Genomic DNA, 12,590 nt, shown 5'->3' on the forward strand with positions numbered 1-12,590 from the left:
CTGAGGGCGACGTCGTCGGCAGCTTGCGCCCTTCCAGTCGCAAAGAAGGTGTCGCGGAACGCAGCGGAGAGGCAGCAGCCTAAGCAATTCAGCAAACAGCAGCTTTACGAGATACTGGCTGAAGCGGTCAAAAATACCGGCTAAGAGGTCACCGCGAGCGCCGTTGCGCTGCGCTCAGTATTCGGCTCGGCTCGGCAGTTCGGGGGTCGTGCACCTTCCCAAGTTCGTCTGCTTCGGGTCACAAGCGGTCCTGCACCGGCTGCGCGCGGCAGGTCGGCTCGGGCCAAGATGCGACGTCCCCGATTGATGAGCTTCCAGTATGAACGGCACAAAAAGCCCGGATCGTGCCGGAGCTTTGGAATGCACAATGATCAGTACTTCGCGATAGCGGAACCGCCGACTCGTGGCTCAGAGGCCCGGTTGCGGGTCTACACGGTTCCCCAATTAACAAATGACCAGAACGTTCCTCACGCAGATCGGACACGTGTGTCTGGCGCGCTACAGCAAATCCGGTGAGGTGGGGTAGCGTTTGGCACACGTTCTTAAACCTGAGAGACTCGAAATGAAAAAGTTCCTTCTCGCTACTGTCGCTTTCGCCGCCTTAGCGGGTACAGCATCGGCAGCTGATATGGCCGCGCGTCCTTACACCAAAGCCCCACCGATGGAGGCCTCGCCGATTTACAACTGGACCGGCTTTTACATCGGCGGTCACGTCGGCGGCGCATTCGGCGGCAGCAACAACATTCTGGCCCCCGGCTTCACCGGCACCAACAGCAACGATGGTGTGTTCATGGGCGGCGTGCAGGTCGGTTACGACCATCAGTTCTCACCGAACTGGGTGCTGGGCATCGAGGCGAACTACAGCTTCCTCGACACCAATGACAATGCCTTCGTCAACCGTGGGCTCGGTTCGGTCACCGGTCGCCTCGGCTACACCTGGGGTCCGGCGCTGCTGTACGTCAAAGGCGGCTATGCCTGGGCCGACTCCCGCCTTACGAACGGCTTCGGCGGCGGCACATTCACCAACAGCGGCGGTGGTCGCGACGGCTACACCGTGGGCGGTGGTCTCGAATACATGTTCGCCCAGAACTGGTCAGGCAAGGTCGAATATCAGTACTACGACTTTGGCACGCGGAACGCTCTCTTCACCAGCGCCGGTGGTGTTGTTACCGCCGTCGGCTTCCGCAATGACGAGCACACCATCAAGGCCGGCCTGAACTACCGGTTCAATTGGGGTGCCGCCTCGGCTTCTCGTTACTGACGGCTTACGTAATATACTCAAAGGGCCAGCCATACGGGCTGGCCCTTTCTCCTAAGCCGGAATGGCTGGCGCGAGTTGGCGCCTTGCGGTTTTGCCAAGCTCTCCAGCAACTACTCGAGGTCAGCTACCGGGCAACAGCGGTCCGCGACCGGCTGCGCGCGGCAAGCTGTGGACCAGAAGCGGACATATGAATTGAAAGAGAAGCCGGGCCCCAACGGGTACGCGGATGCACTTGCTTGCGCTGACGGCGCGGCAGTCCTGGCATTCACTTGGCTGCGAGCCAACTCCGCAGCGGAGCAGTTCGTCCGCTCCTTTGCCGCCCGAGCCAGAGAGCAGATGGCATCACTTGCCGTCCAATGCGCCTTCGAGCCCATCGAACACACTTGCATGTCTGATGCATGGTGGAGCAACCTGAAGCGCCCGATGCGAGCCGCACTTCCCGAGCGGGTCAGGCGCGCAAATTCCCTGGCTTACCGCCGCTCGCCCCGTTGCTTATCCTATCGCATACATTATGCAGACTGGCGTGTTGCGGACATCCGTGGTCACAGCATTCCCTGAGAGCGACCAAGGCCCTCCCCCTCACCTCTCCACCGGCACCCCCGCCCCGCGATGATACCGGCTGGAAAAGAACACCAGCGGCGTGGTGTCGCGATGGTCGCAGGTCGAGACTTCGGCGATGATCAGCGTGTGGTCGCCGACATCGACGTGCCGGGTCACCTCGCAGCCGAACCAGGCGATGCATCCCCGAAGGCGTGGCAGGCCGTCCACGATGTCGTAATCCGGACTGGCGCCGGTGTGCGGCTGGCTCGCGAAATGCCGCGACAGGTCGCGGCCATGGTCGGGCAGGACGTTGACGCAATAGCGTCCGGTCGCGGAGATCGCCCGGTGCATCCGGCCGAGCATGATGGAGACCAGCACGGTCGGCGGCGACAGGCTGACAGTGACAAAGCTGTTTGCAGTCATGCCGCAGACACGGCCGTGCTCGTCCAGCGCAGTCAGTACTGCGACGCCGGTCGCAAAGCGCGACGCGGCTTCGCGGAACGACGCCGGATTGGCGCGTTGCATCTCAGTCTCCGCTCGCGAGGTGGAGGAGCGTTGCACTATCGATCGTCACGCACTGGCTCTGACGGGCTCAGGCGGCGCCGACATGCGTTCGATCCAGGCCTGGATGCGCTGCGGTGTCGAGATGCGGTCCCATTGACGGTCCGGGAAGTTGAAATTCTCGGTGAACTCGTTTGCCGGCGCGGGATTCTGGCTCATCGCGCCGATCAGCATACCGAGCGCGTCCGTCGGCGGCTGCAGCATCACGTTGGTCCAGCGCGACGCCGCCAGCACGCGATCCTGCCGCCTCAGATCGATCTTCTCGCAAAGACGCGCGTCGAGCGCGTCGGAATGGACGATCTCCTCGCCGAGCACGAAGGCGGCATAGGAGGCGATATTGGCGCCCTGGCCCATCATGGGATCGACAATGGCATGGACGTCGCCGAGCGCGATCGCGCATTTGCCGTCGTCGAACTCGACCACCGTGTGGCGCACCGTCGGCACCACACCGCCTTGCAGCAGATCCTGCGGCTGCGCCAGATCGAAGCGCGCCGTGTCGATCCGATCGTAGGTCGTCGGGTGATGCTTCTCCAGCTTGCCCAGCAGCACCTTCAAAAAGTGCTTCGGGTTGTCGTCGTAGCTGAGCGTCGCCAGCTCTTCCATGTCGCCGCCCGGCACGTTTTCCATCAGCAGCGCGTTGGCAACACCGCCGAAGGTGACGGTCGGGATCACGATCATCTCGCCGTGCCCGGGTGACACCGAGAGCGTGACATTCATGGGATCGGGCTGCCGCACGCCGGTGTAGAGCCCGACGCACAGTCGCCGTTGCGGCTGCGAATAGGGCGTGTGCTCCGGACGGTAGGTGAAGAGCTGGCCCAGCGGCCCCTTGCCGGTCGAGACGACCAGCAGGTCGAAGCGGGCGACCAGCGGACGGATGTCGCGCTCTTCGATGCGGCGGTATTCGATCCTGCCGCCGCGGCTGACGAAGTCCTTCATCAACGCGGGAAGATAGATCCGATAGTCGACGGCGCGGCTCGGCTTCGAGAAGTCACCGCGAAAGCTCAGCGGCTGCGGAAAATTGAAGACGTGATCGTGGTAGTAATAATGATCCTTCGGATCGGTCCAGTGATTGACGCCGAGATAGTCCTCGCGCGCGATCGTCACGTGGTGATGCGCGACGGTGTTGAGCAACCGGATATTGCGATAATCATCAGGCGGCCGGTCGGTGATGACAGTGGCGTCCACGCCATGCTTCTGCAGGTAGAGCGCGAGATGCAGCCCGGCGATTCCGGCGCCGATGATGCCGATGTTGCGTGCCACCGTCGTGTCCTCCCCTGTGATTATTCGTTTCGAGGAAGCCTAGCCGCCCGCTGTGTTGCACACTACGGAATAAATGGGATATAATTTATTCCGGATCGGAATGAATGATGGACCGGATCGATTGCCTACGCGCGTTCGTTCGCACCCTCGAGGGCGGCAGCTTCTCGGCTGCGGCCAAGGAGCTCGGCATCGGTCAGCCCGCCATCAGCAAGCGCATCGCGATGCTGGAAGGCGAATTCGGCACGCAGCTGTTTTTGCGCACGACGCGCACGCTGAAACCGACGGCTGACGCGCACCGGATCTACGATCTCGCGCGGCAGATTCTCGACAGCTTCGACATGGCGCGATCGAGTGTCGAACAGGCAGCGCCACGCCCCGCCGGCACGCTCCGGATTGGCGTGCCATCTTCGTTCGGGCGACGCTACATGATGCCGGTCATCGCCGAGTATGTCCGGAATTATCCGGAGGTTCGGGTCGACATCCGCTTCAGCGAGCGCTTCGTCAATCTGGTGGAAGAAGGCATTGAGCTCGCGTTGAGGATTGGAAATCTGGAGGCGAGCACGCTGGTGGCCCGCCGGCTCGGCACCGTGCAGCGCTATCTGGTCGCGACACCCACCTATCTGCATGGCCGTCCGATGCCGCGGACGCCGGATGATCTCGGCTCACACCAGTGCATCGTCTATTCGCGCATGACGCCGGCGCAGCAATGGGTCTTCGAATCCGAGCATGGCCGTCACGTCGCATCCATCAACGGCCCCATCCACGTCGACGATGCCGACGCGATGCAGGAGGCAACGATGCATCATCTCGGCATCGCCATCCTGCCCGAGTGGAACGCGGCGGACGGCCTCCGCAGCGGCGAGCTCGAGCATCTGCTTCCGGACTACGCCATCGCCGCACTGCCCCTGCATGCGGTCTATCCGGAGACGCAGTGGATGTCGCTGCGCGCGCGAAGCTTCCTGAACCTCCTGGTCGAACGCGCCGAGCACTTCGCGCCGGCCTCGTCGCATACCCGTACCGCCAGCGCCGGCGGTTGACGCCATCCCGGCCATCATTAGATGACGCCCATGAAAAAGATCGGATTTCTCTCCTTCGGGCACTGGACGCCCTCGCCGCAATCGCAGACCCGCTCGGCCGCGGACACGCTGCTGCAATCGATCGAGCTTGCGGTTGCGGCGGAAGAACTCGGCGCCGACGGCGCCTATTTCCGTGTGCACCATTTCGCGCGGCAGCTCGCCTCGCCCTTTCCGCTGCTTGCCGCCGTCGGCGCCAGGACCAGCAAGATCGAGATCGGCACGGCCGTGATCGACATGCGCTACGAGAACCCGCTCTACATGGCGGAGGACGCAGGCTCTGCCGATCTCATTGCCGGTGGGCGCCTTCAGCTCGGCATCAGCCGCGGCTCGCCCGAGCAGGTGATCGATGGCTGGCGCTATTTCGGCTACCAGCCCGCCGATGGCGAGAGCGACGCCGACATGGGCCGGCGTCATGCCGAGGTTTTTCTCGACATCTTGCGCGGCGAAGGTTTTGCAAAACCCAACCCGCAGCCGATGTTCCCAAATCCGCCGGGGCTGTTGCGGCTCGAGCCCCATGCGGAAGGCCTGCGCGAACGAATCTGGTGGGGTGCCGGCTCGAACGCGACGGCGGTCTGGGCCGCCAAGCACGGCATGAATCTGCAGAGCTCGACGCTGAAGAACGACGAGACCGGCGAAGCCTTCCATGTGCAGCAGGCCGCGCAGATCCGTAGCTATCGCGCAGCCTGGAAAGAGGCCGGCCACCCCCGCCCCGCGTGTCCGTCAGCCGCAGCATCTTCGCGCTGATCGACGATCGCGACCGCGCCTATTTCGGCTCCGAGCGCGGCGGCGAAGACCAGATCGGCTTCATCGACCCGCGCACCCGCGCGATCTTCGGCCGCTCCTATGCGGCAGAGCCGGATGTGCTGATCGAGCAGCTCCGGCAGGACGAGGCGATCGCGGAGGCGGATACGTTGCTGCTCACGATCCCGAACCAGCTGGGCGTCGACTATTGCGCGCACGCCATCGAGGCGATCCTCACGCACGTGGCGCCGGCGCTCGGGTGGCGGTGACGGGAAGGGCAAAGCCAGGTCCGTGTGACCCCGACGGGAGCCGCAGTCGCACGACCTGAAGTCGCGGTTGACTTCAGTCACTACCCTGACAATGATGCTGCCGGGGATTTGGAATTCATCAGGGGCGAAAATGCGGGGTGGTTATCTGGGGGCTCTGGTCGTGGCCGCGTGTCTTGCGGGCTGCGCATCGGGGCCGATGGGCAGTGCGGCTCTCACTGACAACGTCAAGTCAAATACTGCACGGCTTGTGGTCTATCGGACGTCGGCGCTGGGATTTGCGGTTCAGCCCAACTATGTGGTCGACGGGCGCGTGATTGGCGGCAGCCAGGCCGCAGGATTCGTGGCGTGCGAGCTGCCTCCGGGCCGCCACGAGGTCGCCGTCAACAATCTGCCGCTGAGCACCAACCTGTTCGGACAGGGCAGCGAGAAGGTGAGCCTCGATCTGCGCGCCGGCAGCACGACCTATCTCTCCGCCCAGCCGCAGATGGGGATCGTGACACCAGGCGCGATCACGCTGATCCAGGTCACGGAGGACCAGGGTCGCGCGGACGTCGCCAGCCTGCATCAGAGCAACGGGTCGTGCGGCAAGGCGTGATTCGAATCGTTCCGCTCTCGAAGCGCTGATGAGACGCCTTGCCCTGACGATCATCCTGCGTCTTGGCCGCTACGCCGTTCTTCCGGTCGTGGCACTGGCCTGCGTGATGCTGGCTGTCTGGCTGATGGCAATGGATCGTTACACGGTCGCGACGCTGGCGACCGCACCAATCGTGTTCTCCATATTCACGGCCGCGGTGGCGGTCGCCATTGGCCTGCTGCTCCTGCCCACGCCAAAGCATCGGAGTTTCGAGGCGAGCGAGGAGACCGCCCCAGGCCTCTGGGCGGCGTGGAAGGAGCTCGACCATGGCTTCGTCCGATCCAACCGCAGCTTGCGGATCGACACCAATTTCAACGCATCGATCAGCGAGGTCAGCCGATACGCCGGGCTGTTCGGGCGGCAGATCACGATGATCGTCGGCCTGCCACTGCTGATCATCCTGGATGAGCGTGCAGTTCGCGCGGTCATCGCCCATGAAGTGGCCCATGCCCGGCTTCGCCATACTTCGGGAAGCATCAACCTTTCGGATTTCATCGCGGCCTCCGAGAACGTGCTGTTCTACGCCGATCCGGACCACACCATCACGGGACGCATTGCCCGAGCCCTGCTCCGCTCCATGCTCGAATGGCTCGACAGGGAATATCGCACCCTGTCGCGAGAGAACGAGCTTTACGCCGATCTCGGGGCCGCCGAACAAGTTGGCCGCGCCGAGATGGCGCGGGCGCTGGTCCTGATGGAGGCGTGCGGAACGCGTCTCACCGATCTCATCTACGCCCCTTTGGAGAAAGAGGTGCTGGGCGCCATCCATGCACCCCGCCCGCCCTTCGAGCGCGTCTCGAACCAGCTCGGGGACATCAGGGCGCCTGAGCCGATGACCGCGGCTGCCGTCGCCGGCCTGACGCGCGAGCACGATCCGGACGCGACGCACCCGCCCTTTGCCAAGCGGCTTGCCAATCTCGGATACACCGGCGTTCCCGATATTGGCGACATCGAGACATCCGCTATCGAGCAGCTTCTCTCGCAGGGCGCGGCAAAGGACATCGCGGCCCGCTTCGACGACGAATGGCGGAAAAAGGCGCGGGCTTGGGTGACCGTCGGCTGGTGAGCTACGGGCTACGTCGCGGGCTGGTAGTGTGCCAGCTGCTCCGGGTCGGCATCCGGAGCCGAGACCGTCTGCGCCCTGATGTGGCTGCCGATGACCAGCCCGGTGAGCGAGAGCATGAGCCCAAGCGCCAGCGGCGCGAACAAGGCCTCTTCCTGAAACAATCCATTCAGCAGCACGACCATGACGCCGAAGCCTGCGAGCCCCTGCGTCAAATATCCGGAGAACGCATAAAGACGCCAGGCCTTCAGCGCCACCGCGAAATGAAACGCCAGCGGAACGAGGGCCGCGATGCCCATCTGGTACAGCAGGACGCCGATCGCACTCTCGACGGCGCCGTTGGTCGTTCCGGCGGCCTGCGCGGCGCTCCAGTCGATCGAGAAATAGTCGTCCGACAGATTTCCGCCAACTCCCAGGCCGCGGCCAAACGGCTTTTCGAGAAATCCGTTCAAGCCGCCCATGAGGCCAAGAACGTGATAGTCGCCGATCTGCAAGCCAACGCGGATCGCGGCAATTGCAAACACGATCAACGCCACGAAGCCGAGCCATAGCGTCACCACGGCGCCGAGCAGACGGGTCGATATCCAGGCCGCAGCCACGAAAGCCACCACGATGAGCGCTCCCTTGACGCTGCAAACGATCAGCAGCGGCAACGCCACAAGGGCCAGAACCGGCCGTCCTACCGAAAAAAGGAAAAGCCCGAAAAAAGCGATCCCGTACGCGAAGCTGATCGGGTGCATATTCGGTCCATGGATGCGGAGGATCTTCGACAGGCCGAACCCTTCGAGCAGGGGCGTATTGAGAAAGTCGAAGCTGAAGCGATCCTTCAGATCGACCGGTACGTTGCCGGTAGCGCGCATCTCGGCTTCCCAAACGCCGGAACGGGCCGCCTTGAGCTCGTCGAAACCCCAGAACGTGTAGCCGTTGGTTATGGCCAGCCAGAAATCCCGAAACGCAAACTCGACGTATCCGCACAGGATCAGAATGGCTCCAAGCGTCACCAGGAATGGCGTGGCGCGAACCTCATAGGTCGCGGCCGTCAGCAGCGAGAGCTGGAACAGGAACAGCGGCAGCACGATGTTGCGCAGATAGACCGTTGCCGCCTGGCCATCCTGCACGAAGCCGATCGCAAAATACAACGACACCACGGCGAGGGTCACGACGCCCCAGCGCATGATTTGATTGACGTCCGTCGACCTGTTCCTTTGGCCGGCGACGTACAGCCCAAACGTCGTCAGCCACATCACGGAGCAGACGAGAAAATTGTAGCCTTTGATGAAGTCCAGGTCGGACGGCGCCGAAATCAGCGGCGACAGGATCGAGACGAAAAGGTTCTGGAAAAACAGGACGAAGATAGCGATGGCCGGCGCGTAGGTTGGAACCGCAACCACGATGGCGATGGCGACGAGAACTTCGACGGTCAGAGACAGGACCGGGCTCGCCACGTGCAGGACCGGCACAAAGCCGATGGTTGCGATGGCGATGCAGAGCGTCGGGATCAGCTCGCGCCAAGGCGAACGTGAAGGCGAACGCGTTGGCTCGGGACAGCCCGCCTGCACGGCTTGAAGATGCGGTGAGGTCCCGCCACTCATGACTCGTCCTTTGGCGCAGCGCGGCGGCCACGATAGCGGCAGGAAGCGTAAGGATTCGTTAACGATGGCGGACCGGGTTCAGCGCCGGCCGGGCCTGGTCGCGCCGAGCAGCGCGCGCATGACGTCGGGATCGGGCTTGCCTGTGCCGTTTTCGAGCAGGCCGAATCCCTGCGCCAGCTCCCAATGCGTCCAGCCCCAGCAATGCGCCCGCGCATATGCGGTCACGGCCGCGAGCCAGCGCGCGCGGCTGTCCCGGGGTGCCGCGGCTTTCAACACGCCAAATTCGTTGATGATGATCGGGCGCGAAAATTGCTGCTGCCACGCGATCGCGGGCTCGAGCCAGCGGCTGACATCCGGCTTGTCCCTGGCGACGGCAATCGCCGTGTCGAGCATGCCGAGCGCCTTCGTCGCGCCTCTGTCCTGCAAGTCCCGGCGGAGCGCCCGAACCCCGGGATCGCCGGCGCTGATCGGATAAGGCAGATCCGTGATGTCGTGCAGCGGATCCTGCACGTCCCAATGGCCCTGGTGTGTGAACACCATGGGATCGTAGAAATGGATGGCGTAGACGACGTTTGGATCCGGCAACGGGCGAAACCGCGGCAGCGAGTCGGCGCGTTGCCAATCGACCGGGCCGACGATCAGCGTGGTCGCGGGAAGCAATTGTCGAACGAAGGCAGCGAGCGTTTCGACCTGCTTTTGCCATCTATCGGCTTCGATGTCGGGCTCATTGAGCAGCTCGGCAAAGACGCGGTCGGCCGGAAACGATTGAATGACCCGCGCGAGCGTGCCCCATGCATCCTCCAGCTCGCGCAGCGACGCGTCGGCGTCGTCCTTGTGCAGGCGATTGAAACGATCGCCGGGATGAAGATCGACGGAGATTGAATAGCCGAGCGAGATGAGCTGCTTCAATGCCTTGTCGAGCGCCCGGAGCGTCTCATCGCGTTCCGCGTTCGAGGTGAAGCGCAGCATCACGCGCTCGGCCGGTACCGGCAAGCGGACATGACTCATCCCTGCCTTGCGAAGTTGCTGCAGCAACTCGCGAGTTGGAGGCGCGGATTTTTCGCCATTGATCCAGCCGTCGGCATTGAACCCGCGCGACAGCGCGGCGAGCCTGTCCGGCGCGACGGTCTGCGGGACAGGCACGCAAGTTTCGGCCGATGCCACTGATGCGAGCGACATTGGCATCAAGATCGTGGACAGCAAGATCGTGGAGAGGAGCAGACGACGGCACGTCGCCATCGTCAAATCGCCCTGCTAAGCGGGCCGCCGCCGGGGTGAGGCGCGGCAGAGCCCGCGGGCGCGTGATTGACGACGAGGCCGGTCGCGATGGTGTCGTACTTCGATAGCGCGGCGGTCACCCGTCGCATCGCCGCCGAACCGAGCTCGCCGGCGCGCACCACCGGGATGATCAGGTCCGCGTGCGCGGCGAGCGCGATCGCATCTGGCTGCAAGGCAAGATTGTTCGCATGGACGATGATCAGGTCGAACTCCGAGCGAATGTCGTCCTGTGGCCGCGCATTGGCCTTCCTGCCGGCGCTCAGCAGCTCGTCGATCGACTGGAGCCCCGCAGTGGTGGAGCCGTCCTGCCATTCGGTCACCGGCGGCTGGGCGCCCGCGAATTCCGGCTGCAGCCTTATCAGCACGCTCATCATCCCGCGATTGACCGCCGCGCGGTTGAGGGAGCGCGCAACGGTGTTGCCGCCCGCGCTCTTGCCGACCGACAGCACGAGTGCGACCTTGCAGCCACGCACCGGGGCACGATCGATACGCTCGAGCAGCGGACGCAAGTAAGTGCCGAGATCGAGCTCGGCTGTGGCGGCAATCGGTCGTTGCCAGACAGTGTTGGGCGCAGCTCCCGACATCAGTTCGGGAATGCGGGACCAGACCGGAAGGTTCGGCATCGCCTCGGGTTGCTGCACGGCCGGAGCCGGACGCTGGACTTGCCGCTTGAGCATCTCCCTCGCCTCCGCATGCGCCGGCGTTCGAGCCGGAGCCTCGGCAGGATCGGACTTGTCGGACATGCTCGTCATTGCCGCAACCGCAGCGGTTGACGTCAGCAGCGAGCCGATCGCGAGCGCGGCGAGCAGCAGCGCGAGCGGCGGACGCGTGGAGCGCAGCGGCGGGATCGCGGGCGAGGCGATCTTGGTCTGCGAGCTCTGAAGCTGACGCTGCTCGTTGGTCGTCTTGAACCGCGACAAGAACTGCTCGTAGATGTTCTTGTTGGCATCGGCATCGCGCTGCAGTTCCTGCAGCTTCACGAGCGCCTGACCGTCCACCAGCATCTGCGTCTCGACCGCCTTGAGCTGCTTCTCCAGCGCAGCCTGCTGCTCGAGCTGGGCCTCGTATTCGGACTTCGCGGTGTCGATGTTCTTCTTGCGCTCGACCTCGATCTGCCTGTTGATGTCAGCCAACTGGCTGTAGGAAATCGCAAGATCAGGATGGCGGTCGCCGTAGACCGCCTTCTTCTGTGCGATCTGGTCGTTCAGGGTCGAGCGCTGCGCGCGCAGCATGCTCAGGAGATCCTGCTTCACCGGACCTTCGACATTGGCCTTGAGATCGCGCTGCACCTGCTCGTAACGCGCCTTGGCTTCCTCGGTGCGCGCGCGAGCGGCGGAGACCTGCTGGTTCAGGTCAGTCACCCGCAATTGCTGGGTGGTGGAATCCTTGCCGGCATTGAGGATCTTGTGCTCGAGCCGGAAGGCTGCGACGGCGTCTTCCGAGACGCGCAGGCGCTCGTTCAGCGCCTTCAGCCGGTCCTTGAGCCAGTCGGCCGCCTCGTCCGTCGCATCGCTGCGGACGCGGCTCTGGGTCGCGACGAACGCCTCTGCGATGGCATTGGCATAATATGCCGCCCGCTCCGCACTGTTCGAGGTGAACGAGATGGCGATGACGTAGGTCAGGCCGCGACGCGAGATATCAAGACGGCTGCGGAGTTTTTCGAGCAGGCGGGTCATGTCGGTATGACCGCCTGCGATATCTTCGTCGTCGGCGATCTTGAGCTTCTCGATCAAGGGCCGGAGAAAGCCGTCCGACTTGGCGATCTCGATCTGGCTCTGAAGCGCAGCGGCGTCCTGGCCGATGCCAGGCAGCACGTCCTGATCCGTGGTGACGCGCAGCTCGCGGGGATCGACCACGACGAGCGCCGTCGCGGCATACCGGACCGGCAGCACCATCAGCACGACGAGGCCGAGCGCGAAAAGTGCCAGCGCCAGCATCAGGATGCGCCGGCCGTTCTCGTGCAGGAAAGAGAACGCGCCGGTGAGGGTCAGCGATCCCTTGATCAGCGCGGGTGCGGTGTTGTCGGGCGTCGCCGCCGCAGCCCGCGGCGCTTCCCACGAAGCCGCGGGCTCCGTCGGGGCGATGCTTCGCGGAGATGCGCTTCTACCGAACGCCATGGAATTGGACTCGAAATCAACTGACAGGCACAGCCTAGAGACTTGCTACACCGTAAATATCCATGGTTAACCCGCGGTTACGGCGGCCGCGAAGCTCGGTAAACGGTTCGTTAAGAGACGACGCACGGCCCTGCGCGTAGAGCGGTCCCGCGCGTCCGGGCACCGGGCGACACCGAATGCACACGCTTACGAATGAGT

The 12,590-nt window shown here is 63.8% G+C and carries 9 protein-coding genes and 1 pseudogene; 5 read left to right on the plus strand and 5 right to left on the minus strand.

The features are described from left to right. The first annotated feature begins 562 nt into the window (after nucleotides 1–562). Nucleotides 563–1,261: an outer membrane protein gene (locus tag ABIB66_RS04735; protein ID WP_354254236.1), complete on the plus strand. Its 699-nt coding sequence runs from the start codon at nucleotides 563–565 to the stop codon at nucleotides 1,259–1,261. A 579-nt stretch (nucleotides 1,262–1,840) separates the two neighbouring features. Here the strand turns inward: ABIB66_RS04735 and styB are convergent. Further along, on the minus strand, nucleotides 1,841–2,326 hold the full coding sequence (gene styB / locus ABIB66_RS04740) for a styrene monooxygenase NADH-dependent flavin reductase subunit StyB (RefSeq protein WP_354206418.1): 486 nt from the start codon (nucleotides 2,324–2,326) through the stop codon (nucleotides 1,841–1,843). Nucleotides 2,327–2,371: 45 nt separating this feature from the next. Beyond that, nucleotides 2,372–3,622, minus strand: a complete 1,251-nt coding sequence (gene styA / locus ABIB66_RS04745; RefSeq protein ID WP_354254237.1) for a styrene monooxygenase subunit StyA — start codon at nucleotides 3,620–3,622, stop codon at nucleotides 2,372–2,374. Nucleotides 3,623–3,729: 107 nt separating this feature from the next. Between styA and ABIB66_RS04750 the strand changes: the two genes are divergently transcribed. The 4 genes and pseudogenes from ABIB66_RS04750 to ABIB66_RS04765 all read left to right on the plus strand — a co-directional run bounded on the left by ABIB66_RS04750 (nucleotide 3,730) and on the right by ABIB66_RS04765 (nucleotide 7,408). Beyond that, on the plus strand, nucleotides 3,730–4,659 hold the full coding sequence (locus ABIB66_RS04750) for a LysR family transcriptional regulator (protein ID WP_354206442.1): 930 nt from the start codon (nucleotides 3,730–3,732) through the stop codon (nucleotides 4,657–4,659). A 30-nt stretch (nucleotides 4,660–4,689) separates the two neighbouring features. Further along, nucleotides 4,690–5,708: pseudogene (locus tag ABIB66_RS04755) on the plus strand (LLM class flavin-dependent oxidoreductase). A 130-nt stretch (nucleotides 5,709–5,838) separates the two neighbouring features. Next, complete coding sequence (locus ABIB66_RS04760) at nucleotides 5,839–6,303, plus strand: DUF2846 domain-containing protein (protein WP_354064140.1); 465 nt, start codon at nucleotides 5,839–5,841, stop codon at nucleotides 6,301–6,303. A 28-nt stretch (nucleotides 6,304–6,331) separates the two neighbouring features. Further along, nucleotides 6,332–7,408 carry a M48 family metallopeptidase gene (locus tag ABIB66_RS04765; protein WP_354206411.1) on the plus strand — a complete coding sequence of 359 codons (1,077 nt, stop codon included), beginning with the start codon at nucleotides 6,332–6,334 and terminating at the stop codon, nucleotides 7,406–7,408. A gap of 8 nt (nucleotides 7,409–7,416) precedes the next feature. On the opposite strand, the gene ABIB66_RS04770 is transcribed toward ABIB66_RS04765, so the two are convergent. The 3 genes from ABIB66_RS04770 to ABIB66_RS04780 form a co-directional block, all read right to left on the minus strand. Continuing rightward, nucleotides 7,417–8,997, minus strand: coding sequence for a hypothetical protein (locus tag ABIB66_RS04770; protein WP_354254239.1), 1,581 nt, complete (start codon nucleotides 8,995–8,997; stop codon nucleotides 7,417–7,419). A gap of 78 nt (nucleotides 8,998–9,075) precedes the next feature. After that, nucleotides 9,076–10,140, minus strand: coding sequence for a glycoside hydrolase family 5 protein (locus tag ABIB66_RS04775; protein WP_354206407.1), 1,065 nt, complete (start codon nucleotides 10,138–10,140; stop codon nucleotides 9,076–9,078). Between the two features lie 98 nt (nucleotides 10,141–10,238). Next, nucleotides 10,239–12,392: a GumC family protein gene (locus tag ABIB66_RS04780; RefSeq protein ID WP_354254241.1), complete on the minus strand. Its 2,154-nt coding sequence runs from the start codon at nucleotides 12,390–12,392 to the stop codon at nucleotides 10,239–10,241. Between the last annotated feature and the right edge of the window lie 198 nt (nucleotides 12,393–12,590).

Origin of the sequence: Bradyrhizobium sp. F1.13.3, assembly GCF_040548265.1 — a bacterium.
Classification (GTDB): Bacteria; Pseudomonadota; Alphaproteobacteria; order Rhizobiales; family Xanthobacteraceae; genus Bradyrhizobium.

What these genes read in the sequence shown, in the direction of transcription:
- styB (WP_354206418.1), bottom strand. Translation starts at nt 2,326, where the DNA reads ATGCAACGCGCCAATCCGGCGTCGTTCCGCGAAGCCGCGTCGCGCTTT.
- ABIB66_RS04735 (WP_354254236.1), top strand. Translation starts at nt 563, where the DNA reads ATGAAAAAGTTCCTTCTCGCTACTGTCGCTTTCGCCGCCTTAGCGGGT.
- ABIB66_RS04760 (WP_354064140.1), top strand. Translation starts at nt 5,839, where the DNA reads ATGCGGGGTGGTTATCTGGGGGCTCTGGTCGTGGCCGCGTGTCTTGCG.
- ABIB66_RS04770 (WP_354254239.1), bottom strand. Translation starts at nt 8,997, where the DNA reads ATGAGTGGCGGGACCTCACCGCATCTTCAAGCCGTGCAGGCGGGCTGT.
- ABIB66_RS04780 (WP_354254241.1), bottom strand. Translation starts at nt 12,392, where the DNA reads ATGGCGTTCGGTAGAAGCGCATCTCCGCGAAGCATCGCCCCGACGGAG.
- ABIB66_RS04750 (WP_354206442.1), top strand. Translation starts at nt 3,730, where the DNA reads ATGGACCGGATCGATTGCCTACGCGCGTTCGTTCGCACCCTCGAGGGC.
- ABIB66_RS04765 (WP_354206411.1), top strand. Translation starts at nt 6,332, where the DNA reads ATGAGACGCCTTGCCCTGACGATCATCCTGCGTCTTGGCCGCTACGCC.